The 23,762-nt window shown below is 62.0% G+C and carries 22 protein-coding genes and 1 pseudogene; 16 read left to right on the plus strand and 7 right to left on the minus strand.

Features of this window, described 5'->3' with window-relative positions; all coding sequences use genetic code 11:
- Nucleotides 1–44 precede the first annotated feature (44 nt).
- Nucleotides 45–809, minus strand: coding sequence for a DeoR/GlpR family DNA-binding transcription regulator (locus tag OKW43_RS21035; protein ID WP_429449585.1), 765 nt, complete (start codon nucleotides 807–809; stop codon nucleotides 45–47).
- 334 nt (nucleotides 810–1,143) lie between these two features.
- Here OKW43_RS21035 and OKW43_RS21040 point away from each other — a divergent pair, with 334 nt between their 5' ends.
- From OKW43_RS21040 to OKW43_RS21075, 8 genes and pseudogenes are all read left to right on the plus strand, one after another.
- Nucleotides 1,144–2,136, plus strand: coding sequence for a 2-keto-3-deoxygluconate permease (locus tag OKW43_RS21040; protein WP_026226515.1), 993 nt, complete (start codon nucleotides 1,144–1,146; stop codon nucleotides 2,134–2,136).
- Nucleotides 2,137–2,138: 2 nt separating this feature from the next.
- Nucleotides 2,139–3,476, plus strand: a complete 1,338-nt coding sequence (locus tag OKW43_RS21045; protein ID WP_429449587.1) for a four-carbon acid sugar kinase family protein — start codon at nucleotides 2,139–2,141, stop codon at nucleotides 3,474–3,476.
- Nucleotides 3,473–4,474, plus strand: coding sequence for a 4-hydroxythreonine-4-phosphate dehydrogenase PdxA (gene pdxA / locus OKW43_RS21050; RefSeq protein WP_429449589.1), 1,002 nt, complete (start codon nucleotides 3,473–3,475; stop codon nucleotides 4,472–4,474). Before OKW43_RS21045 ends, pdxA begins: the two co-directional genes overlap by 4 nt.
- Nucleotides 4,475–4,495: 21 nt before the next feature.
- A complete protein-coding gene (locus OKW43_RS21055) occupies nucleotides 4,496–5,092 on the plus strand; it encodes a TetR/AcrR family transcriptional regulator (protein ID WP_429449591.1) in 597 nt (198 codons plus the stop codon).
- A 106-nt stretch (nucleotides 5,093–5,198) separates the two neighbouring features.
- The gene (yqhD, locus tag OKW43_RS21060) at nucleotides 5,199–6,353 is read left to right on the plus strand and encodes an alcohol dehydrogenase (protein ID WP_429449593.1); all 1,155 of its coding nucleotides are present in this window, start codon (nucleotides 5,199–5,201) and stop codon (nucleotides 6,351–6,353) included.
- A 41-nt stretch (nucleotides 6,354–6,394) separates the two neighbouring features.
- On the plus strand, nucleotides 6,395–7,300 hold the full coding sequence (locus OKW43_RS21065) for an NAD(P)-dependent oxidoreductase (protein ID WP_187632703.1): 906 nt from the start codon (nucleotides 6,395–6,397) through the stop codon (nucleotides 7,298–7,300).
- Between the two features lie 254 nt (nucleotides 7,301–7,554).
- A pseudogene (locus tag OKW43_RS21070) lies at nucleotides 7,555–7,686 on the plus strand (TetR/AcrR family transcriptional regulator); the annotation flags it as partial.
- Between the two features lie 103 nt (nucleotides 7,687–7,789).
- Complete coding sequence (locus OKW43_RS21075; RefSeq protein ID WP_429449596.1) at nucleotides 7,790–7,888, plus strand: hypothetical protein; 99 nt, start codon at nucleotides 7,790–7,792, stop codon at nucleotides 7,886–7,888.
- A gap of 12 nt (nucleotides 7,889–7,900) precedes the next feature.
- On the opposite strand, the gene OKW43_RS21080 is transcribed toward OKW43_RS21075, so the two are convergent.
- From OKW43_RS21080 to OKW43_RS21095, 4 genes are all read right to left on the minus strand, one after another.
- Nucleotides 7,901–8,287, minus strand: coding sequence for a nuclear transport factor 2 family protein (locus OKW43_RS21080; protein WP_429449598.1), 387 nt, complete (start codon nucleotides 8,285–8,287; stop codon nucleotides 7,901–7,903).
- A gap of 111 nt (nucleotides 8,288–8,398) precedes the next feature.
- Nucleotides 8,399–9,745 (minus strand): MFS transporter, encoded by a 1,347-nt coding sequence (locus OKW43_RS21085; protein WP_429449600.1) that lies wholly within the window; start codon nucleotides 9,743–9,745, stop codon nucleotides 8,399–8,401.
- Between the two features lie 96 nt (nucleotides 9,746–9,841).
- On the minus strand, nucleotides 9,842–11,365 hold the full coding sequence (locus OKW43_RS21090; RefSeq protein WP_429449602.1) for a bifunctional 3-(3-hydroxy-phenyl)propionate/3-hydroxycinnamic acid hydroxylase: 1,524 nt from the start codon (nucleotides 11,363–11,365) through the stop codon (nucleotides 9,842–9,844).
- A 58-nt stretch (nucleotides 11,366–11,423) separates the two neighbouring features.
- The gene (locus OKW43_RS21095) at nucleotides 11,424–12,272 is read right to left on the minus strand and encodes a fumarylacetoacetate hydrolase family protein (protein WP_187632700.1); all 849 of its coding nucleotides are present in this window, start codon (nucleotides 12,270–12,272) and stop codon (nucleotides 11,424–11,426) included.
- Nucleotides 12,273–12,418: 146 nt separating this feature from the next.
- Between OKW43_RS21095 and OKW43_RS21100 the strand changes: the two genes are divergently transcribed.
- Nucleotides 12,419–12,985 (plus strand): VOC family protein, encoded by a 567-nt coding sequence (locus tag OKW43_RS21100; protein ID WP_187632699.1) that lies wholly within the window; start codon nucleotides 12,419–12,421, stop codon nucleotides 12,983–12,985.
- 43 nt (nucleotides 12,986–13,028) lie between these two features.
- Nucleotides 13,029–13,841, plus strand: coding sequence for an IclR family transcriptional regulator (locus OKW43_RS21105; RefSeq protein WP_187632698.1), 813 nt, complete (start codon nucleotides 13,029–13,031; stop codon nucleotides 13,839–13,841).
- Between the two features lie 21 nt (nucleotides 13,842–13,862).
- On the opposite strand, the gene OKW43_RS21110 is transcribed toward OKW43_RS21105, so the two are convergent.
- Nucleotides 13,863–14,795, minus strand: a complete 933-nt coding sequence (locus OKW43_RS21110) for a helix-turn-helix domain-containing protein (protein ID WP_429449605.1) — start codon at nucleotides 14,793–14,795, stop codon at nucleotides 13,863–13,865.
- Between the two features lie 95 nt (nucleotides 14,796–14,890).
- Here OKW43_RS21110 and OKW43_RS21115 point away from each other — a divergent pair, with 95 nt between their 5' ends.
- On the plus strand, nucleotides 14,891–16,138 hold the full coding sequence (locus tag OKW43_RS21115; protein WP_429449606.1) for a DUF1479 domain-containing protein: 1,248 nt from the start codon (nucleotides 14,891–14,893) through the stop codon (nucleotides 16,136–16,138).
- A gap of 137 nt (nucleotides 16,139–16,275) precedes the next feature.
- Here the strand turns inward: OKW43_RS21115 and OKW43_RS21120 are convergent, their stop codons facing one another.
- Nucleotides 16,276–17,361, minus strand: a complete 1,086-nt coding sequence (locus OKW43_RS21120) for a LacI family DNA-binding transcriptional regulator (protein ID WP_429449608.1) — start codon at nucleotides 17,359–17,361, stop codon at nucleotides 16,276–16,278.
- A 117-nt stretch (nucleotides 17,362–17,478) separates the two neighbouring features.
- Here OKW43_RS21120 and OKW43_RS21125 point away from each other — a divergent pair, with 117 nt between their 5' ends.
- From OKW43_RS21125 to OKW43_RS21145, 5 genes are all read left to right on the plus strand, one after another.
- A complete protein-coding gene (locus tag OKW43_RS21125; protein WP_429449611.1) occupies nucleotides 17,479–18,498 on the plus strand; it encodes a Gfo/Idh/MocA family protein in 1,020 nt (339 codons plus the stop codon).
- A gap of 45 nt (nucleotides 18,499–18,543) precedes the next feature.
- Nucleotides 18,544–20,115 carry an acyl CoA:acetate/3-ketoacid CoA transferase gene (locus OKW43_RS21130; protein ID WP_429451745.1) on the plus strand — a complete coding sequence of 524 codons (1,572 nt, stop codon included), beginning with the start codon at nucleotides 18,544–18,546 and terminating at the stop codon, nucleotides 20,113–20,115.
- Nucleotides 20,108–20,890, plus strand: coding sequence for an enoyl-CoA hydratase/isomerase family protein (locus OKW43_RS21135; RefSeq protein WP_187632693.1), 783 nt, complete (start codon nucleotides 20,108–20,110; stop codon nucleotides 20,888–20,890). Before OKW43_RS21130 ends, OKW43_RS21135 begins: the two co-directional genes overlap by 8 nt.
- A gap of 16 nt (nucleotides 20,891–20,906) precedes the next feature.
- Nucleotides 20,907–22,433 carry an aldehyde dehydrogenase family protein gene (locus OKW43_RS21140; protein WP_429451747.1) on the plus strand — a complete coding sequence of 509 codons (1,527 nt, stop codon included), beginning with the start codon at nucleotides 20,907–20,909 and terminating at the stop codon, nucleotides 22,431–22,433.
- 92 nt (nucleotides 22,434–22,525) lie between these two features.
- Nucleotides 22,526–23,698, plus strand: a complete 1,173-nt coding sequence (locus OKW43_RS21145; protein WP_429449613.1) for an ABC transporter substrate-binding protein — start codon at nucleotides 22,526–22,528, stop codon at nucleotides 23,696–23,698.
- Nucleotides 23,699–23,762 lie beyond the last annotated feature (64 nt).

Consider the following 23,762-nt stretch of genomic DNA (forward strand, 5'->3'; position numbering starts at 1 on the left):
GCGACTCGATGCAGCCGTTATACCTGGCAGTCAATGTGCCCATGCTACCGCGCCGTCTCGACGGTCACCTCGCCGTGCAACAGGAATGAGGTCATCTCAGGTGCGTCGCGACGGGCATCGGTCACGAGCGTCCACTCGCGTTCGAGCGGTGTCCAGTGTTGCTGGCTTGCGCGGTCCAGCTTGTGCGAGGTGACCAGCACGAAAAGTTGGGCAGCCTGCCTGATGACGCATTCCTTCAGGTAGGCCTGCTCCGCTGACGCCTCGCAGAGGCCTCGGTCAGCCACCACGCCGTCCGCGCCGAGAAATGCCTTGTCGACCGACAGGCGGCTCAGGGCAAGCTGCGCAAGCGGGCCGAGCGTGCTCATGCTGGTGGGACGCAGATCGCCGCCGATCAGCGTGACGGGCACTTCGCTCGCAGCGAGCGTGTTGACGGCCAACAGATTGTTGGTCACAACGTGAACCTCGCGACGGCCGGCGAGCAAACGTGCCATTGCCGCGGTGGTGGTGCCGCCGTCGAGAAAGATGGCGTCGCCATCCTGCACATGGCTGACGGCCACGCGCGCGATGGCCTCCTTTTGCTCGCGAAAACTCTCGCGGCGGCTATCGAGCGATTCCTCGGGTTCGTGAGTACCGAGCGAAGCGGCCGCGCCTCCGTAGGTGCGCACGATGCGCCGTTCGTCGGCGAGCGCGCGCAGGTCGCGGCGAACCGTCGCCTCGGACATGCCGAAGTGCTCGCACAACGCGCTGACAGCCGTCATGCCGGAGAGGACGGCCTGCAGCATTGCCTCGCGGCGGTTCGTAACTTTCATGGTGATGGTTTGCCTGGGTGGTGCGCCGTGTAAAGGCGTCGAATCGCGTAAGTGTAATCAAACGGGCTGGCGGGGCAATGGGGCGGGCAGGCAGGTGTGCGGCCGCGCGAATGTGCCCGCCTGCGGCTGCAGGCCTGCTGCGTTAAATTGACTGAATTGATTGAATCGATCAATTCAGGCGGGAAGCCCATCGCCCCAAAATTTTCAAAATGTCGGCTATAAAAAGGGTTATTCCAGAAATATTTGCGCGAAGCGGAGGGCGGGCGTACACTCATAAATGATTGAATCGATCATTAAGGTGATCATATCGATCACAAACAACCTTGAGACAACTATGGCCCAACTACCCATCAAGCGCGCAATCGAACGCGTACCCGGCGGAATGATGATCGTCCCGCTCCTGCTCGGCGCAGTCATCGCCACCTTTCTGCCGGGCATGCCGAAATTCTTCGGTTCCTTCACGAATGCGCTGTTTACGGGTGCGTTGCCTATCCTTGCTGTGTTCTACGTGTGCATGGGCTCGTCCATCGATATCAAGGCGACGCCCTATCTGCTGAAAAAGGGCGGCGCGCTGTTTGCCGCGAAGGTGGGGACGGCGATTGTCGTCGGTTTCGTGCTGGGCCATTTTCTTGGCGAGATGCCCGTCTCCTCCGGACTGTTCGCCGGAATGTCGACGCTCGCGGTGGTCGCCGCGATGAACGACACCAACGGCGGCCTCTACATGGCGTTGATGGGGCAATATGGCAAATCTGAAGACGTCGGCGCGTACACGATCATGTCGCTCGAATCCGGCCCGTTCCTCACCATGGTCACGCTCGGCGTGGCCGGGCTTTCGGCGTTTCCCTGGCAGACGCTGGTCGGCAGCGTCCTGCCGCTGGCGGCCGGCATGCTGCTGGGCAATCTCGACCGGGAAATGCGCGCCTTTCTTGGCCGCGCCGTGCCGGTCATGATTCCGTTCTTCGCGTTGGCGCTCGGTGCGAGCCTCGACCTGCACAAGGTATGGCAAGCGGGCCTGCTGGGCATCGGCCTCGGCATTGCCGTGGTGATCGTCACGGGCATTCCCCTTTACCTGACCGATCGGCTGACGGGCGGCACGGGTGTCGCTGGGGTGGCGGCCGCCAACACGGCGGGCAACGGCGCGGCGGTGCCGGCGCTGATCGCCGCGGCCAATCCGGTCTACGCTGAAGCCGCCAAAAGTGCGACGCTGCTGGTTGCCGCGTGCGTGGTCGTGACGGCCATCGTCTCGCCCATACTCACCGCGGCTGTCGCAAAGCGTGTCGCCACGCGCACGGAAGCGAGAGACTCGACCGTCGGAGCGACACGTTGAGCATGACTAAACTTGTGATCGTCGCCGACGACCTGTCCGGCGCCGCCGATTGCGCGATTGCCTTCGCCGCTGCTGGTCTGCGCACGGCGGTGAGCCTCACGGCGGCGCAGGCGACGCTGCACTCCGAAGTGATCGCGGTGGATACTGACACGCGCCGTATGTCGCCCGCTGACGCGGCACGTTGCACGGGCGCGGCGTGGCAGGTATACGGCGCGCCGGCCTGCCGGTTGTACAAAAAAATCGATTCCACCTTGCGCGGCAACTGGGCCGCCGAAGTCGCCGGCTTGCAGCCGCTCGCGGGGCTTGCCATTGTCGCGCCGGCTTACCCGGCAACCGGGCGTACTGTGTGTGACGGCCGGGTCTTCGTGCACGGCATTCCGCTCGAAGAGACCGAAACCTGGCAGCTCGAACACGCTGAACGTTCTGCCGATCTCGCGACGATGCTGGAGTCCGCGGGCCTCAACACGGCGCTGCTGAGGGTCGCGGCGCTGCGCGGCGATCGGCAGGCATTGCGCGAGACGATCGGCACAATGATGCGCGGCGGCATGCAGGCGCTGGTCGTCGATGCGCAAACCGATGCGGACCTCAGGGCGCTCGCCGAGGCCACGGCGTCGCTCGACGGCGCGTTCTTCTGGGTCGGCTCCGGCGGACTGGCTCGCGAGGTGGCTTTGGTGAGCGGCCAGTCCTCGCCCGCGCCGGACCAAAACGCGGCGCCGTCGCAGATGTACCGGCAGGACGGCGCGGTGCTGATTCTGGTCGGCAGCCTCTCGGCGGTCTCGGAGCAGCAATGCGCGATGCTGCGCGAGCGTGCGGGCATCGCCGAGATCGTGGTGCCGCCCGCCTTGCTGCGAGACGCCGAGCGGCATCCGCAATGGCCGGTCTGGCAGGCCCGCGTCGCCGCTCACCTTGGCGAACGCACCGATCTGCTGCTGCGAATCGGGCGCGACGAAGCGTTCAATCCGGCCGAAGGTGCGCATCTGTCGAAGGCGCTGGCGGCGCTCGTTGCGCCATCGTTTGCGCATCTCAGCGGACTGATCGCCACCGGCGGCGAAACTGCGCGCGCGATGCTGAGCGCGGTCGGTATCGCCAGTTTGCAATTGCTGTCGGAGATCGAGCCGGGCGTCGCGGTAGCGCGTCCGCATGGCCGCGAGCACCTCAGGATTGTCACCAAGGCCGGCGCATTCGGCAGCGCGCATGCGCTGTACGGCGCTTACCTTCATCTGAGGAGCGCGAGGACCGACTCCGCGCGCGGCGGGCCGGAAGTCAGCAGCCCGGCCGGCCCCTCCACACCCTCAACGGCTAGCAACACGAGCCCACGGAATTCAGCCAAAACACTATGAGCAACTACCTTCCTGTCATCGGCATCACGATGGGCGACGCAGCCGGCGTGGGTCCCGAGATCGTGGTCAAGAGCCTGACGCACGAGTCGGTCTATCAGCAGTGCCGCCCGCTTGTCATCGGCGATGCGGCACGCCTCGAACGCGCGAATGAGATTCTCGGCGGTAGCGCCACGGTGCGTCGAATCGAGAACGCGTCGGAGGCCCGCTATGAGTCGGGGACCATCGAGTGTATCGACCTCGCGCTGATTCCCGTCGACCTGCCATTTGGCAAGCTGTCGGCACTCGCGGGCGACGCCGCCTACCGTTACATTGCGCGCGCGGTCGAGCTGGCAAAAGCCGGCGAGATCGACGCGATCTGCACGGCGCCCTTGAACAAGGAGGCGCTTCACGCAGGCGGTCACAAGTATCCTGGCCACACCGAGATGCTCGCATATCTCACCGGCATCGACGAAGTCTCGATGATGCTCGTCGCGCCTAAATTGCGCGTGATTCACGTGACCACGCACATCGGCATCGTCGATGCGATTCGCAAGATCGAGCCGGGCCTCGTGCAGCGCACGATCGAACGCGGTCATGCGACGCTCGTGAAGGCCGGCATCGCGAATCCGCGCATCGCCGTGTGCGGCATCAATCCGCATGCGGGCGAGAACGGCCTGTTCGGTTACGGCGAGGAAGAAGAAAAGATCGTTCCCGCGGTGCAGCGTCTTCGCGAGCGAGGCTGGGACATTGAAGGTCCGTTGCCTGCCGACACGCTTTTCTTCCGCGCCGGACGCGGCGATTTCGACCTGGTGGTCGCGATGTATCACGATCAGGGTCACGGTCCGGTCAAAGTTCTTGGGCTGGAGGCGGGCGTCAATGTGACGGTCGGTCTGGATGTGATCCGCACCTCGGTCGATCACGGCACGGCGTTCGACATCGCCGGCAAGGGCATTGCCGATGAGCGCAGTCTCCTCGAAGCCTTGCGTCAGGGCGCCGAGCTCGCCACGCGGCGAGCCTGAGACGCGGCGATGGGAGCACCTGTGCGCAGAACCGCGGACTTTCACCAGAAGCTGCTGGAGGCCGGCGTCGCGCTGTTTGCCGAAACCGGCTATCACGGCACCGGCGTGAAGGACATCGTTGCGCGCGCCGGCGTGCCGAAGGGTTCGTTCTACAACTACTTCGACAGCAAGGAAGCGTTTGGCGCGGCGATCCTGCGTCACTACGCGGAGGAGCAGGCGGCAGAGTGGCAGCAGTATTCGATCGAAGTGGATGCGCCTGATCCGCTGCTCGCGCTACGCGGCATCTACGAGCGCATGGTGGCCGACTACGAGGCTTGTGAAGATCGTTGCGGATGCCTGTTAGGCAACTTTGCCGGCGAGATCGCGCAGTCGAGCGATCTGTGCCGTCGTGCGGCGCGCCTGACGGTCGACGAATGGCGCATGCGTTGTGCGGAGTACCTGCGCCGAGGACAGGAGTTCGGTTCGGTGCGCCGCGATCTTCCGGCTGAAGCAATGGCAGACCTTTTCTGGAACATGTGGGAAGGCAGCCTGTTGCGGATGAAGCTGCAGGACTCGGTCGAACCTTTGAAGGCCTGTGTGCATTCGATGTTCGATCTGTTTTTCAAGTCCCGGCAATAACAGTAAGCGAGGTCGGCGCGCCGGGCGGCGCGCAGTCGCTCTGCGGTGCGCGGTTTGTCCGCAGTTGAGACGACCGGTCATATCAATGCAGGAAAGCAAGGTCCCCATGCAAAACTTCATCTTCCACAATCCAACTCGCATTCTGTTCGGCGAAGGCCAGATCGCCGCACTCGACACCGAGGTCCCGACCAACGCGCGCGTGATGATCACGTGCGGCGGCGGCAGCATCAAGAGCAATGGCGTGCTCGCGCAAGTACAGGCAGCGCTCGGCGAGCGCTCCTATTTCGTGTTCAGCGGCATCGAGCCCAATCCCACCTACGAAACCTTGATGCAGGCGGTCGAGTTGGCACGTGAGCGCGACCTCGACTTTCTGCTCGCAGTCGGCGGCGGCTCGGTGATCGACGGCACGAAGTTCATCGCGGCCGCACTGAAGTTCGACGGCGAGCCGTGGGACATCCTCGCGAAACAGGTCGAAGTGCGCGACGCGATGCCGTTCGGCAGTGTGTTGACGTTGCCGGCCACGGGTTCCGAAATGAACAACGGCGGCGTGATCAGCCATCGCGCGAAAGGCGACAAGCTGCCGTTTCGCAGCGATGCAACCTATCCGCGATTTTCCGTGCTCGATCCGGTCACGACCTACTCGCTGCCGCCGCGGCAGATCGCCAACGGCGTCGTCGACGCATTCGTTCATGTCGTCGAGCAGTACCTGACCTATCCGGTCGATGCGAAAGTGCAGGACCGCTTTGCTGAAGGGCTGTTGATCACGTTGACCGAAGTGGGCCCGCAGGCGCTTGCCGAGCCGCACAACTATGCGGTGCGCGCCAACCTCATGTGGACCGCGACGCTCGCGCTCAACGGCCTGATCGGCGCAGGCGTGCCGCAGGACTGGGCGACTCACATGCTCGGCCACGAAATCACCGCGCTGCACGGGCTCGATCATGCGCAGACGCTCGCGATCGTGCTGCCGGCCATGCTGAGCGTGCGACGGCAACAGAAGCACGCCAAGCTGCTGCAATACGCGGAGCGCGTCTGGAACATTACCGAGGGTAGCGAGGACGAGCGCATCAGCGCGGCGATCACGGCAACCCGCGTGTTCTTCGAGCGCATGTCGCTCGGGACCCGGTTGCGCGACTATCAGATTGGCGGCAGCTCCATCGGCACGCTGATCAACAAGCTCGAAGAGCACGGGATGACGGCGTTGGGCGAGCACGGCGACGTGACGCTCGAAGTCAGCCGCCAGGTCTATCAACTTGCAGTCTGAGCGATCCCGTGTCCGCTTGACTGTTCTCCTGGATTATCACCATGAAGATTGGATTCGTAGGTCTTGGCTCGATGGGCGCCGCAATTGCGATGAACCTGGTCGAGTCGGGGCATGAGGTGCATGTTTTCAACCGCACGGCCGCGAGGGCGGAGCCTTTGCGCGCCGCTGGCGCACGGGTCGCCGCAAGCCCGGCGCACGCCGCGGAGTCGGCTGATGTCGTTTTCACGATGGTCGCCGACGATGCCGCGCATGCCGCCGTCACGTTCGGCGAGGCCGGTATTGCTAACGCGCTGCGACCGGGCGCGCTGCATATCTCGATGAGCACGATTAGCGTGGCGGCCGCGCAGGATCACGCGGCGCGCTACCGCGAAGCGGAACTCCCTTTCGTGTCCGCGCCGGTATTCGGACGGCCCGACGCCGCTGCGGCGCGCAAGCTCTTCATCATGGCCGCGGGCGAGGACACGCATCTCACCGTCGCGGTCCCGCTTCTCGAGCAACTCGGACAGTCGGTCGGCATCGTCGGCACGGATCCTTCGCAGGCGAACCTTGTGAAGCTGATCGGCAATTTCATGCTGTCCGCGATCATCGAGACTTTGGGCGAGGCCTGTGCGGTGGCCGGCAAGGCGGGCATCGACCCGATGCGCCTCGTCGAATTGCTGACGAGCGCGAACTTCAACGCGCCGCCGTACAAGATCTACGGCCCATTGATCGCGTCCCAGCAGTTCCAGCCGCCGGGTTTTTCGTTGCCGCTCGGCCAGAAGGACAACCGTCTGATGCTGGCGGCCGCCGAGGCGCTGGGTGTGCCGTTGCCGCTGGCGAGCCTCGTGCGCGACCGCTTCCTGACCTTGCGTTCGCAAGGGATGGGCGCCGCGCACGACTGGTCGGCGGTAGCGTTGTGTGCGTTGTCCGATGCGGGCATGAGCAAGCCGATCCACTTCCCGACCTAGCCGCCTCGCGACTGATTCGGCGGTCTTCACGCTGAGCCACACGATGACGAGCGCTGCCGCGGCCAGCCGCGGCCGCAGTAAGCCGTCCAGGGGCTACCATCCGAATCTTTGCCGGAGACTGTCTGCACTGAACGAGGATGTGAGGCCCACGGCGAAGATTGTCATGTCATCGGTGGCCTCAGCATGGCAATTTTCAGACGCCTCTCGGAAACGCGCCACAGCTGATCAGCTTCGGCAAGCACTACCTGACCGCGGTGCTCAAGCCGCAGCTGCTCGCGGTACGCCGTCTGTCCAATCATGAAGGCGGCCGCTCGCATGTGGGAGCGTTGTTTTACGAACGTGGACTGAAGGTCGGCTGGCAAATGGTGACTGAGTTCCTGCAGCAGTCCTGCGAGGCCGGCCAGTTGCGCAAGTGTGACCCGACCGTCGCGGCATCGCATTCTTCGGGCGCTGTGCCAGGCGGAGCTGGTGGAGCTTTGCCTTCTGGGCGTGCCAGCGGACACGACGCCGCGCAACGTCACGAAAGCCGTTCAAAGAGCGGTTGACGTGTTCCTGGCCGCGTATGGATGCGCACAGTCGCCGGGCTGATAGCGATTCGCGTCAGTCCGGCAAGCGCCCCGAATGGACGTGCCACAGCTTCCAGACAGCTTCGCGTTTGATCCAGATCTGCGTGACGAGCGCGCGAATCTCGACCTCGGATCCATCCACCCTGCGCACCAGTGACTGCTCAAGACGACCCGTCGTGATCACCATGTCTCGCAGAAACCTGTACGCGAGCGGCTGCGGACGCTTAATCTGCCGTGTCTCGATCTTCTCGGTGAGGAAAGTCAGATACTCCGACTTGCCATGAACGTAGCCGGATGAGTGAACGAACATCAACTCGTCGTCGAGAAGCGAGGCCAATGTCAGCATGTCCCCTGACACAGTGGCGTCGGAGCGTTGTTTTTCCGCTGCGTCGACGGCGGTTTGAGCGAACGCATGCTTCATCGTGATTCTCCTGCGGCTGTGGCATGCGCGTGGCCCGTCAGGAACGGCACCGGCTGCCTGTTGAGTTGTGTGTTCGCGGGCATCTTCCGCGCGGCGAATCGTTCGCCGCGGTCAACGCAATAATTCGCCGCTCAGTCGATTTCCCTGCGACATGGGTTCGGCCGCGAACCTTCCCATCGGCAATGCATAGCTTGCAAGCAGCGCGACCGCGGATGCGCCCATAACGTAGTAGGCTGGCGCTGCGAGGGAACCGGTCTGGCGAATCAGTAGAGTCGCCAGCAACGGCGCAAAGCCGCTGAAGACGACGACCGACAGGTTGTATGCAAGCGCGATTCCACTGAATCTGACCTGGACAGGAAATTGATCGGCGAGTACCGACGCCCAAGTCCCGCTTGCCAGTGAGAAAACCACGCCGGCGAGGACAAATAGCACGACCGGATCGACGGTATGGTTGACGAGCGCTTGATAGAACGGGTAGCTCAACACGATCAGTAGCGCCGCGGACGTGCGCAGGAGATACCGGCGCGGGATCTTGTCGCCGAGCCAGCCCGCAGCGAGCAGGCCGAAAGAGCTGACGATCAGATAAGCGTTCTGGGCAATCGCCGCAGTCCGGGGTGCGTAATGCAACTGCTGCACGAGATAAGCGGGCATATGGCCGTAGAGTATGCCGTTGACGCCGGCCATCACCGCGATCGTGAGCGCGCCCGCCGCAACGGCCTTGCCATGACGTCGCAGCGTCTCGCGAAACGGTTGTTTGACGACGGCTCCATGCATCTCCTTGAACTCGGGAGACTCATCCAGATTGCGGCGCATCCAGTAGGAGACGATTCCGCAAACCCCGCCGAACAGAAACGCGATCCGCCAGCCATACGCCGCCGCATCCGCAGCGGAGAGGTAAGTCTGGATGCCGAGGTTGACGAACGTAGCCAGCAACACACCCACGTTGACCGCGCAGATGATGATGCCTGCGGCAAGGCCCGCGCGATGCGGCGCCGCTTCCACCGCATAGGTGATGGCGCCGGGCATTTCTCCGCCGACGCAAAAACCCTGCAGCATGCGAAGCATGATCAACAGGATCGACGCGGTCATGCCCCAGCTCTGGTAGTTGGGCAGCAGCCCCAGACAGATGGTCGCGGTCGTAACCACAATGATCGAGCCAAGGAATACCGGACGCCGGCCATAACGGTCGCCCCAGCTACTGAGCACAATCCCGCCGAGCGGCCGGATCACGTACCCGATCGCAAGCACGGAGAAAGTCGCGAGCATGCTGATCAGCGACGACGCATTCGGGAAAAACTGGGCCGCGATGTTATGCGCAAAGAAGCCGTAGACGATGAAATCGTAAAACTCCAGCGAGCCGCCAAGGCTCGCGATGAGAATCATCTTCCACTGCGACCATGTCAGGCCGGGGGGCTGCGGGTGGTCGGCGCCGCCGACCGGATTACGGGTTGTCTCCATGACTCCTCCAGTGATTGTTGGCTTCTTTGTCCAATGATGGGTGTGCGTTGGTAACGATGTCTCTCGCGCTTCAACGCGTTTTGCGGGCTTACCAGGTCATGCGCTCTCTGTCTGCAGGCCAGGTAATGCGTGTTCAAGCAGACAGCACAAGGATTCCGCCTCCTGAGCGACGCCATACACATACCGGTCGGGACGTATAAGCACAGCTGAAGCGCCGGTTGAAGCTAACCACTCACGGACGGCAGCCCCTTCGCTGGCGACGATCTCGACGTCAGCCTGCGCGGCGCGACTAGAAATGTCGCTACATTCAGCGAGCAACTCCGGTAGCACGACGAGTGCAAAGCGATAGCCGACCACGTCGTCCAGCAGGCGTCCGTCCGCCAGACGGGGTTGGGGTGCGATTTGTCCAACAACGCCTGATGGTTCATCGAGACAGGCTCCCGGGCCGAGCTTCGGTTGCGGGGTGACGAAATTGCGAATCGCTGCGCTCATTTCGCTGTCGCGGCTGCTGGCAAGTTCCGGACGGGTCGTCCGAATCACGGACCCGAGCTGTACCGCTGTTTCGATAAATTCGCGCACGTGCGGCGAGCGCTCGGATTCGTAGGTATCGAGCAGGGTATCAGGCGCCTCTGCGCGGATGACGGCACCCAGCTTCCATGCGAGATTCGAAGCGTCGCGGATACCGGCCGCCATTCCCTGGCCCATGAAGGGCGGCGTCTGATGCGCTGCATCTCCGGCAAGCAGAAGTCGTCCACGGCGCCAGCCGTTGGCCACCACCGAGTGAAAGGTGTAGATGGCGGAACGTTCGAGGCGTGCGTCGGCCGGCGAAATCCAGCGAGCGAGCTTGCCCCACAGCCACTCATGAGAACCGAGTTGTGCCGCATCATCGCCGGGCATCACCATGATCTCCCAGCGGCGGCGATTGCCGGGGCCGCGCGTGTAGGTGGTCGGGCGCGCCGGGTCGCAGTATTGAATCGAGTAATCGCCGAGGTCGGGCCGAGGGGCGTCAAGCAATACGTCGACGACCACCCAACGTTCATGCGATTTCAGATCGGTGAGTTCAGTGCCCATGAAGCGCCGCGCAATCGAGCGCGCGCCGTCGCAGCCGACGACGTAACGGGCCGTGGCATGGCCGAGCCTGCCGCAACTCGTGTCTTCGAAGCGGAGCCGCACACCATTGCTCGTCTCGTCTAGCGCGAACACTTCGTGACGCAGGCGCACATCGACATTCGGCTGGCCGGCCAGGCGTTCACGTAACGCGTTCTCGAGATCGGGCTGATGAAACTTGTAACTCGCGCACCAGCCATGCGGCCCGATGCAAGTGGGGCGCTGCCAGTCGATCAGCAACGTGCCCTCGGCGTTCACGAATTTCATGCCGGGACCGACAAACAGCTTGGGAAGCAGTGAGTCCGCGATGCCGACGGTCTGGAACACGCGCATGCATTCGCCATCGAAGTGCACTGCGCGGGGTAGCGCGAAAATGTCCTTGTCTCGCTCCAGCACCAGCACCCGCAAGCCTTCGATTGCGAGCAGGTTGGCCAGCGTCGCTCCGGTGGGCCCGAGGCCGATGACTGCCACGTCGTAATCACACGCGTGCGTCGAAATGGTTTTATCTGACATGTCTGAGTCCGTCTGGAAGACGCCGGGCGCACGCACAGCGTGAGTCCGGCGCTGGGTGTTACTCGTCGGCGACCGGGTTGGACAGCACACCGATTCGATCTACCTCCACTTCCGTCACGTCGCCCGGCTTCATGAAGAGCGGCGGGTTGCGCTTCGCGCCGACGCCGCCGGGCGTGCCGGTCACGATCACATCTCCTGGAGCGAGCGGGGTGAAGGTCGACAGGTAGGCGATCTGTTTGGCGATGCCGTGGATCAGCATCTGCGTCGTCGCGCGTTGTACTTCCTGGCCGTTCAGGCGGGTGACGAGCGTCATCACCGCGTTGGGTTCGATCTCGTCGCTCGTCACCATCCACGGCCCGAACGCGCCGGTGCGATAAAAGTTTTTACCCGGCCCCCACTGGCTCGTATGGCGCTGCCAGTCCCGCACGGAGCCGTCGTTGTAACAGGCGTAGCCAGCGATGTGATTCCACGCGTCGGCTTCGGCAATGCGCCGTCCGCCGCGACCGATGACGACGGCAATTTCGCCCTCGTAGTCGAACTGCTGCGACTCCGGCGGACGCAGCATCGGCTGGCCATGGCCAACCTGCGAAGCCGGCACGCGCATGAAGATGACCGGCTGCTCGGTGGTCTCGCGATTGGTTTCCTTGACGTGCTCGGCATAGTTCAGCCCGATACAGAAGATCTGCCCGGGGTTCGTAATGACCGGCAACAGCGTGACTTCCGACAGCGGGTAGTCGCCCTGGGTACCTTCGGCCGCTTGGGCGGCCTCGCCGAATGCATCGGCGGCAATCAGCGCTTTCAGATCCGCATAGCGGCCGCCAAGACGCTTGCCGAGGTCGAATACGGTTGCGTCGCGAACGATGCCGAACGAGGGGCCTTGATGGGTAGAAAAGCTGGCGAGTTTCATTGATGCTCCGGTGGATAAAAAGTCGATGCGATCAGCGCTTCGATCCTTCAAAAAGTTGTGCATTTATCTTATTTTGAGAATAAACTAAATTTAACAAAGGACACAACGTCTTTTTTGTTAGGGTTTATCACTACGTGGAGACAAGCATGAACGGTATGAAGCAAGCGCGAGCGGGCCTGTCGCTGAGTCACATGGGTTTTTATGTGAGCGACATGGCACGGGTGGAGGACTTTTATTCCCGGGTGCTGGAGTTCACCGTGACGGATCGGGGGACGCTGCAGACGCCGCACGGCACTGTGCGACTCGTGTTCTTGAGCCGCGATCCCGCGGTGCATCACCAGATCGTGCTCGCGAGCGGCCGCCCCGAACACTTGACGTTCAATCCGATCAACCAGATTTCGTTCGAAGCGGACAGCCTTGCCACGCTGAGGCAGTTTTACCAGCGGTTCGTCGCGGAAGGCCTGGAGGAAATCAACCCCGTCACTCACGGCAATGCGATCTCGATCTATGCGCGCGATCCCGAAGGCAACCGCCTCGAGCTCTTCATCGACACGCCGTGGTATGTCGATCAGCCAATGCGGGTGCCTGTCGACTTCAACTTGCCCGATGCTGATCTGATCGCGGCCGTTGAACACCATGCGCGCGCGCTATCGGGGTTCAGGCCGCGCAGCGTCTGGCAGGCAGAAATGGCCGAGCGGATGGGGCTTGCATAAGCGCGGATATAATCCGTTCACACACGAGGAGCCCAGCACAGAGATGTCGAGCATCACGAGACTGTTATCCATACTCGAGCTGTTTTCGGAGGCGAAGCCGTTCCTGTCCGTCGAAGACGTTGCCACCGAACTCGACTGCTCGATTCCAACGGCTTACCGCTATGTGCGCGAGCTCGTGGACGCCGGCTTGCTCATCCGCTTTGCAGGCGGGGACTATGGTCTCGGCCCTCGCATCATCAAGCTTGATTACCATCTGCGCGTGTCGGATCCGCTGCTTGCGATCGGCCAGCCGATCATGCGCGAGTTGAGCGAACACTCGGGCTTCGATGTGGTGATGTCACGCTGGTACGGAAGCGAGCTCGTTGATACGCATCGCGAGACACACGACGCGCCGCTTGACCTCCGATACGGCCGGGGCCGTCCGCGGCCCCTGTTTCTCGGCGCCGCTCCAAAAGCGATCCTGTCCACGTTTCCGAAGGCCAAGCTGGCGGTTCTGTTCGATCAGTATGCCGAAGAGATCGCGCAAAGCGGCTTGGGGGCGACACTCGACGAGTTCCGCGCGTCGCTGCTCAAAATCCGACGCGCGGGCTTTTACCTGTCGAGGGACGAACTGGAAAACGGCGTTTCTGCACTGGCGTCGCCGCTGTTCACGGACGATTCGGGCGAAGCAGTCGGATCGCTTGCGGTGATCGTACCGACGCAGCGCCTCGAATTTGCGAATCTGGAACGGCTCGTAGAATCGATCCGGGAGGCAGCCGCGCGAACCTCCCAGCGCACGCGTGCGGTCATCGAAAGTAGGGGAATCGGAGCCGTCGCTTCATCGCACACGATATCGCGAGCCAAGCGCTCCGCTTAGTCACAAGCTGAAGGCCATTCATCAGCGGTCCAGGGATGGCGACCTCGCCTCCAGTGTCAACGGGGCATTCAGTTGATGTCGTGGCCGACCCGCAAACTCTTTCCGATAGGCTGCGGGAGTCGTCTTTTTTAGTGCGCGAAATTGACGGTTGAAATTGGCAACGTTGGGAAATCCCGAATGCGCCGCGATAACCGACACGGGCCATGAGGTGTCTGCGAGCATTCGACATGCGTGACCGATTCGCACACGGCTCACATACTTCCCGACACTTTCGCCGATATGTTGAACAAAATATCGATTGAGTGTGCGCTCTGAAAGGGTCGCGGCGGCGGCTAATTCCGCAAGTGTCAGCCGTTCGGCAAACCGTGCCTCGATAACTGCTAACGCCCGATTTATCCGCTCCGGCTCGTGGCCGGACGGCCGCCCGACGTTGCTCCGATCGAATGCGTTGGGGGACGCGAGTGGCCGTGCTTCCTCATCGGCCAATGTGCACAGGATGTCCAGCGCAACGCTGAGTCTCTCTCTGGGAGACACTGACAAAAGACCCTCGAGTCGGCTACGCACCGTTGCCCCGGCTTCCGCTCTGAACGCAAGGCCGCAGGCAGCGCGTCGCAGAAGCCGATGAAGTGCTTCGTACTCGGGGCAGCAATCTGCCAGTCGTCGCGCCCAGTCGCCTTCGAACCAGATGACGATAGCGACCTGCGGGGCGCTGTCGTCGATCGAACGGTTCGACGACCAGGTATGAGGCAAGTCCGGCGGGACGAGCACCAGGTCATCGCCCTCGTACCCGGCGATCGAGTCACCGATGTAGCGCTTGCCACGGCTATTCATCGTCAAGGTGAGTTCATATTCCGGGTGATGGTGCCATTCGAACGGAATACGCGGAAGCTTCCGGTGATAAACCCGCACGGAGCATCCGGCGCTCATCTCGACATGTTCGTATAGAGCCTTCATGGCTGGAATCGCAAAGAAGTTGACCTTATTGTATCACCCGTCCATCCTGGCCCAGGCTAAGCTTCAGTCATCAAAGAACACTAGGAGACGCCACCATGGAATCCCTTCACATCGACGATTTGCCGACCGCTATTCGGGCGGTTAAAAAGCTGTTGCGCGCCGGCCTTCCGAACTATAAGGAAGTATTCCAGGAGGTCGAAGCTGAAATTCAGCGCAAGGTCGCTACCATCGTGGAGCAGCGTGCCCGCGGTGACTCTGTCATTCCTGAAATCCAGTATGCGGATATCGCGGCTGACCGGGTGAGCGCCGCGCAGATCGCATCGATCAAGGATCGAGGGGCCTGCGTCGTCCGGGGGGTGTTCAGCCGCGAGCGCGCTGAAGGCTGGGACGCGCAGGTCGCTGAGTATGTCGAGTCCAATGACCTCGACGAAAAACTCGCGCATCGTGCAGAAGACAAGTACTTCGGCAACCTCGCTTCGAGCAAGCCCCAGATCTATGGCATTTACTGGTCGAAGCCTCAGGTCGAAGCGCGCCAGGCGCCCGAACTCACTCAGACGCGCGTCTTTCTGAACCGCCTCTGGAAACACGACAGCGAAGGGCGGGTTCATTTCGATCCGGACCGCGTTCCGGTATACGCGGACCGGCTGCGGCGTCGCCCCCCCGGCTCGGAGTCGCTCGGGCTGTCTGCTCATTGCGACGGTGGGTCAGTCGAACGTTGGCTTGACGACAATTTCCGGCGTGTTTATCGACACGTGTTTAGTGGCGACTGGCGCCGCTACGACGCGTTCGATGCCGCGTATCGCCCCGAGGCGAGAGAGATTCCGTCACCGACTGTCTGTTCGATGTTCCGTACTTTCCAGGGCTGGACAGCGCTCACTGCGCAAGGTCCGGGAGACGGCACGCTTCAGCTTGTGCCAATTGCCAACGCCATGGTGTATGTATTGTTGCGCGCGCTCCAGGATGACGTGCCAGACGACGACCTGTGCGGCGCATTACCTGGCCGCGCACTTTCGATCAAGCGGGAGTGGCATGGTCCGCTTCAACAAGCGTTGTCCTCCATTCCACTGATGCAGGCAGGGGACACCGTCTTCTGGCATAGCGACGTGATTCACGCGGTCGAAGATGCCCATCGTGGCAAGGGCTACAGCAACGTCATGTACATATCGGCTGCGCCAGCGTGTGCAAAGAACGACGCCTACCTTAAACGTCAACTGCCGACCTTTCTCAACGGAGATAGCCCGCCGGACTTTCCTGCGGACAATTTCGAAGTCGACTTTGTCGGACGTGCGGCGGAGGCAGACCTGACTGAACTCGGCAAGGACCAGATGGGCTTTACGCTGTGAAACGCCGTCGCTGGGGGCTGAAAGGCAATCCACCGATTCGTGGGCGGGTAGCCTGGTCGGTTCGGGGTTAGCCGACGGCCCGCCACGATCCGGCCAGCCCCTCTGGCTGACGCGCAATGCATCAAGGGGACAGAAGTCTATTGCCGCTGGCCTGCAACGCGACGTTCTGTGCGGGTGGGATCGATCGACAGAGGCGGGTGGCGCCCCGCGGAGCCCACGCTTGATTCCCTGACGACTAGCTGCGGAATGGCGAAGTACTGCACGGGTGGTTCTTTTCCGTCCGCCGCTGGATCGAGCCTGGCCAGCAGCGTCTCACTCGCGATCGTGCCGAGTTTGTCCGCTCCGGCGGAAAGAGTAGTGAGCGGCGGATTGGTATGTTCTGCCGCCACCACATTGTCACAGCCAACGACCGCGAGCGCCTTGCCCGCACGTTTGCCCATTCGGTCCAGCTCATGCAACACGCCAAACGCAACCTGATCGTTATAGCAAACCGCCGCTGTCGGACGAGGCCGCATCTCGAAGATGGAGCGGACTGCCTTGCGACCGCCCTCCGGAGTCAGTTCAACATCGATGATCCACTCGTCGGCGACAGTCAGGGCATGACTGGCCATCGCCGTGAGGTAGCCCTGCCTGCGCTGGTTCGCAACCGCATACCCCGTTCGATTGCCGGCGAATGCGATACGTGTGTGGCCCTGAGCAATCAGATGTTCCGTCGCGAGAGCGAATCCAAAGCTGTTGTCGACTCCGACCGTGTCGACATCCGTGCCCATCGGTCGCATGACAAGGACAAGTGGAATTCCCCAGGACTTGATCTCGTCCGGCAGTTGCTCAGGTGTTCCCAGCGCAGGAGACATGATCAGGCCGGCCACATTCTGCTCACGCATCGATTGCAGAACACGGGTTTGGGTCGCGACGTTTTCGGCAGTGTGCGCCATTAGCGTCGTGTATCCGGACTGCGCGAGTACCCGCTCGATGGCGACGAGCAACTCGACAAAGAAGGGGTTAGTCAGATCATTAATGACCATCCCGACGATGGTACTTCGGGTTCCGCGCAGATTTGCTGCGCCGCGGTTATAGACGTAGCCGAGGAGCTGTGCTGCCGCCCGAACTTTTTCGGCCGTCTCCGCCTTGATTTTTGGGCTCTGCTGGAGGACCAGCGAGACCGTCGACTTGGATACGCCCGCAGCCGCTGCAATGTCCTGAATCGTGGGAACTGTTTTCATGTTGCTTTGCACAATTGGAACGTTCCAAAAAGTATTTGACACGGTGAAATGAGTCTACTACAGTTTGTTGGAACGATCCAATAAACGCTGGTTGGAACGTTCCAATGGAGAGAGACAATGACTTCCAAGATTCGCTGGGCGCTAATCGGCGCCAGCACGATAGCCGACGAGTGGATGGTCAACGCGATCCGGTCGCAGCCGGACGGCACGATCGAAGCGGTCGTCAGCGGCAGCGCCGGGCGCGCCCGCGAGTTCGCCGACAAGCATCGGATTTCAAAGTCCGGCACGAACCTCGATGAGATCCTCGCCGATCGCGACATCGACGCGGTCTACATCAGCAGCACGAACGAAAAACACCTGCCTCAGGTACTGGCGGCTGCCGCTGCCGGCAAACACGTGCTCTGCGAAAAGCCGCTTGCGCTCTCAGAGGCTGATGCGAGCCAGATGATCGAGGCGTGCGCCGCCCACCAGGTTGTCCTTGGCACGAACCATCACCTGCGGTGCGCAGCGACACACCGCCGTCTGCGTGAACTCATCCTTTCCGGTGCAGTTGGCGCGCCGCTTTACGTGCGTGTCTTCCACGCGGTCTCCCTGCCTCCGCACCTCCGCGGCTGGCGAATCGAGCGCCCTGATGCGGGCGGCGGCGTCGTACTCGACATCTCCGTGCACGACGCCGACACCCTTCGCTTCATTCTGGATGCAGAACCCGTCGAAGTGAGCGCGATGACCTCGTCCGGAAGCATGGGTACACGCGGCCTCGCCGACGGCGTGATGGGAATCATCCGGTTCAGTAACGGCGTGCTTGCCCAGATTCACGACGCGTTCACCGTGCCGTACGCGCCGACCGGCCTCGAGGTCCACGGGACCGAAGGCTCGCTCATCGCACGCGACGTGATGACCCAGCGCGCCGTCGGGGAAATCGAGCTGCGCTCAGCAGCAGGTTTCGAAATCATCGAGGTCGTCCACCAGGACCTTTATGTCACCGCAGTCGCCCAGTTCCATCGCGCTGTTCTCCTCGGTGAGGATCCCGCTGCGACCGGCCGGGACGGATATCAGTCACTGGTTACCGCGCTTGCGCTTGAAGAGTCGGCTTCAACCGGTGCACACGTCGCCGTCCCGCAGCAGTTCGCGCGCTGAGTCAGTTTGAGGAGATCTATTGTGGGTTCCAGCAAAGTTATTTCGATGGCGACTGCCGCAGGCCTGATCAACGATGGTGACGTTGTGACCGTCAGTTCGTCGAGTGGCCTTGGCTGCCCCGACGCCATGCTGGCGGCGATCGGGACGCGCTTTGAAACCGAAGGCCATCCTCGAGCACTTTCGCTGCTGCATCCGATAGCAGCTGGCGACATGTATGGCGTCAAAGGCGTTGATCATCTGGCGAAGCACGGGCTTATCAAGTCGATCATCGCCGGTTCGTTTCCCAGCGGCCCATCGAGTCTACCGATGCCCGACATCTGGCGGATGGTCGTCGACAACGAAATCCGCGCATACAACCTCCCGAGCGGGGTGATGTTTGACATGCATCGGGACGCGGCTGCGAAGCGCCCTGGTGTCCTCACCAAGGTGGGGCTCGACACTTTCGTCGATCCGGACCGGCAGGGCGGCGCAATGAACAGTCTCTCGGAATCCGAGCCGATCGTGGACAAGGTCACGTTCGCGGGCGAGGAGTGGCTCTTCTTTCCGAATATCGTGCCGCGCGTCGCTATCGTGCGTGCCACCACAGCGGATGAGCGGGGCAACCTGTCTTACGAACACGAAGGCGCGCTGCTCGGCGGCCGCGACCAGGCGCTTGCAGTGCGTAACAACGGCGGCATTGTCATCGCACAGGTCAAGCGAGTCGTGAAGGCAGGGTCGCTCGGTACGCAGCAGGTGCATATTCCGTGCAACCTCGTTGACTACGTGGTCGTGGACCCCGAGCAGAAACAGACGACGCAGATCGAATACGACCCGGAGATCAGCGGCGAAATCAAGGTTCCGGACAGCGAATTTGCATTTGCCGACTGGAACGCGGAAAAGGTGATTGCCCGTCGCGCGGCGATGGAAATCGCGGACGGAGACGCGGTGAATCTCGGCTTCGGCATTTCGGCCAACGTTCCGCGCATTCTCCTTGAAGAAGGACTCAACGGCCGTGTGACGTGGGCCATCGAGCAGGGTGCGGTGGGCGGTATGCCGCTGCTCGGCTTCGCGTTCGGTTGCTCGGCAAACGCCGACGCGATCATGCCGTCGCCTTCGCAGTTCATCTACTTCCAGGGAGGCGGCTTCGATGTTTCGCTGCTGTCGTTCCTGCAGATCGACCGCAACGGCCACGTGAACGTATCGAAGCTGCCCAGCAAGCCGTACCTGACTGCCGGATGTGGCGGCTTCATCGACATTACGACGCACGCGAAGAAGCTCGTCTTCTCGGGATTTTTCACGGCCGGCGCGAAGCTGGAGGTCGGTCACGGACGGCTGACGATCCTTCAGGAAGGCAAATCGAAGAAGTTCATCGGCGACGTCGACCACGTCACGTTCAGCGGCCGCATGGCGCAGCAGCGTGGTCAGCAGGTGCTGTATGTGACTGAACGCTGTGTGTTGCAGCTTACGAAGCAAGGTCTTGAAGTGATCGAGGTGGCGCCCGGCATCGACCTGAACAGGGACGTGCTTGAGCAAGCGGACTTTCCTCTGATCGTTTCACCAGATCTGAAGACCATGAATGCCGCGATTTTCAGCGAATCGCCGTACGGCCTGCAACTCAGGGAGGCACGTCGTGGCTGATATCGATGGAATCCAGTTTGAGCGCAGCGGCGCAGTCGCTGTTGTCACGTTGAACCGCCCCGAGAAGCTCAATGCCTTGACCCCACCGATGCTGATGCGTCTGGAGGCGGTCGCCGCTGAGCTTGGTACGTGGACCGATGTGCGCGCCGTGGTCCTGACGGGTTCGGGAACGAAGGCTTTCTGCGTGGGTGCGGACATCAATGAATGGTCCGCGCTGACGCCACTTGATATGTGGCGTCAGTGGGTACCGCGCGGACACAGGATCTTTGATCGTTGGGCTGCGCTTCGCGTACCGGTCATCGCCGCAATCAATGGACACGCACTCGGAGGCGGGCTGGAGCTTGCCGCGGTGGCGGATATCCGGATTGCGGACCCTGCCGCGACCTTCGCGCTCCCGGAGGCGGGTATAGCGACATGTCCGGGTTGGTCGGGCACACAACGGCTCGTCTCGGTCATTGGGGCGAGCAAGGTGAAGATGCTCGCGCTCACCGGCAGACGTATCGACGCCGCGCGCGCTCACGAGATTGGCCTGATCGACGAGCTTGCGTCAGCGGGCGGTGCATTGAACGCCGCGCTGGAGATGGCCGAACAGATCGCACGTCTTGCGCCCGTGTCGGTGCAACTGACCAAGCAACTGGTGAACGCGGCAAATGGCGAGGGTGCTGCGGCCACTCTCGAGGCGATGGCGGGTGCATTGGCGGCAACCACCGCGGATGCGCGTGAGGGAATGCTGAGCTTTCGCGAAAAGCGGCCGGCGAACTTTGAGGGTAACTGACATGACGACTGCAAACATGAATCCGGAACTGGCGCCCTTGCTTGTGGCGTCTCATAAGACTGACTTCGAGGTGTATCACGGTCGCCTCTACATCGACGGGCAGTGGCGCGAGGCGGGTGGCGGCGAACGTGTCGAGCGGCTCAGTCCGGCTCACGGCGAGGTGGTCAGCACCTATGCCGTGGCGACGCCCGAGGACGTCGACGCGGCAATCGATGCGGCCCATCGTGCATTTCACCACGGCCCCTGGCCGAAGATGAAGGGAGCGGAGCGTGCCCGCGTGCTGCTGGCGATCGCGGATGGCATCCAGGCCCAGATTGAGCGTCTTGCGCTGATCGAATCGCTGGAGAACGGCAAGCCACTCACCCAGGCGCGCGCGGAGGTCGCCGGTTGCGCCGATCTGTGGCAGTACGCCGCGAGCCTCGCCCGCACCACCAGCGGTGACGCCTACAACACCTTGGGCGAGGACATGCTTGGACTGGTGTTGCGTCAGCCGATCGGGGTGGTCGGCATCATCACGCCATGGAATTTTCCGCTGTGGATTCTGTGCCAGAAACTGCCATTCGCCATGGCGGCAGGCTGCACATGCGTGATCAAGCCTAGCGAACTGACGTCCGGCACGACCGTCATGTTGATGGAGATCCTTGAAAAGGCAGGCGTGCCAGCCGGGGTCGCGAATGTCGTAACGGGCAAGGGCTCGCGCGTCGGTCAGCCTCTCGCCGAGAGTCCGCGGGTCGACATGCTCTCGTTCACGGGTTCGACCCATGTGGGGTCGATGCTCGCCGGGGTGGCCTCGAAGAAACTCAAGAAAGTCGCCCTGGAACTGGGCGGCAAGAATCCTCAGATCGTTTTCCCGGACTGCGACTGGGATGCAATGGTCGACGCGGTCGTGTTCGGCGTGTACTTCAACGCTGGCGAATGCTGCAACAGCGGTAGCCGGGTTCTCGTGCATGAGTCCATCGTGGAGCGGTTTGCCGCTGCTGTTATCGAGCGTGCCCGCGAAGTGCCTGTCGGCGACCCGCTTCATCCCGATGCGAAGGTCGGCGCGATCGTCAGCGAACAGCAAATGAACGACATCCTTGGCCATATCGAGACCGGTGTCTCGGCAGGTGCGAAGGTGCGTCTTGGCGGCGGGCGTTACGCAAGCGCTAACGGCCTTTATCTGCAGCCGACCGTCCTGACCGATGTCACCGCAGACATGGGTGTCGCAAGAGAGGAAATTTTCGGCCCTGTCTTGAGCGTCATTGCTTTCCGCGATCTGGATCATGCCATCGAAATCGCAAACGACACGGCGTACGGCTTGTCAGCCGCGGTGTGGAGCAGCGATATCGATACCTGCCTGAAGGTCGCACGCGGTGTCGACGCAGGGACGATCTGGGTGAACACCTTCCTCGACGGCTATCCGGAACTTCCGTTTGGCGGATTCAAGGCGAGCGGCGTCGGCCGCGAACTCGGCAAGCAGGCGGTCGAGGACTATACGGAGACGAAGACGATTCAACTGCATATCGGAGAACGCAAGAACCTCTGGCTGCCGGCAAAGAAATAGCAGGCAGGAAATAAGCCTCGGGCGGAAGAGTCCGCCGGGAAAAAGACTGAAAACCCTCTCCATCAGAGAGAGCAACCCATCTGGAGTGAGACATGTTGAGGAAGACACTTTTTGCACTCGTGGCAGCCATCGTCGTCAGTGGCAGTAGCGCGGTATCGGCGGCCGACACCAAATCCGTCGAAGTGATGCACTGGTGGACCTCGGGCGGCGAAGCCCGTGCGCTGGAGGTATTAAAAGACGGTTTGAAGCAGCGCGGATACGCCTGGAAAGACGCGCCGATTGCAGGGGGCGGCGGCGAAGCAGCGCGCACGGTGCTGAAAGCTCGCGTTGCATCCGGCAATCCGCCTGAGGCCATCCAGATGCTCGGTTTTACCATTCCTGAATACGCGTCGCAGGATTTTCTGACCAACCTCGATTCGATCGCTGCAAAGGAAGGATGGGACAAGCTCGTGCCCGGTCCGATTCAACGTTTCTCGAAGGTGGATGGTCATTGGGTAGCGGTGCCGGTCGACGTTCACCGGACCAACTGGATCTGGGCGAACAAGCAGATCTTTGATCAGCTGCATCTGACTCCGCCGCAGACGTTCGACCAGCTGGTTGCCGATGCCGGCGTGATTCGCAAGGCTGGCTACACGCCGCTCGCCCACGGCGGGCAGCCGTGGCAGGAAGCGACGATTTTCGATAGCGCCGTCATGTCGGCCGGCGGCCCGAAATTCTATACCCAGGCGCTCGTCAATCTCGATCCTGCCGCGCTCGGTTCAAAGACGATGGAAAAGGCATTTGACCAGTTGCGCGCGCTGCGCGGTATGGTCGATCCGAATTTCCCGGGTCGTGACTGGAACTTGGCAACATCGATGGTCATCAACGGCAAGGCCGCGATGCAGATCATGGGCGACTGGGCGAAGGGTGAGTTCGTGAACGCCGGCAAGAAGGCCAATGTCGACTACCTGTGCTTCCAGTATCCCGGCACCCAGGGCGACTTCATCTTCAATACTGACCAGTTTGCGACGTTCAAAAAGAGCGATGCCAGCGTGCCTGGTGAAAATGCGTTCGCGTCGACCGTGATGGACAAGGGCGTGCAGGCGAAATTCAATCAGATCAAGGGAGCGATTCCGGCGCGTCTCGATGTGCCTTCCGATGGGTTCGACGAGTGCGGCCAGAAATCGATGGCTGATCTTCGCTCCGCGCTGAAGAGCAGCACGATGGTGGGGCAGCTTCGCGCACGGACACGCAATGCCCGATGGGCCGAAGAACGCGGTCTATGACGTCGTCACGCATTTCTTCAACACCAACGAGTCATCTGCCGATGCGGTGAAACAGCTGGTCGAC

The sequence above is a fragment of the Paraburkholderia sp. WC7.3g genome (genome assembly GCF_050436345.1).
GTDB lineage: Bacteria > Pseudomonadota > Gammaproteobacteria > Burkholderiales > Burkholderiaceae > Paraburkholderia > Paraburkholderia podalyriae.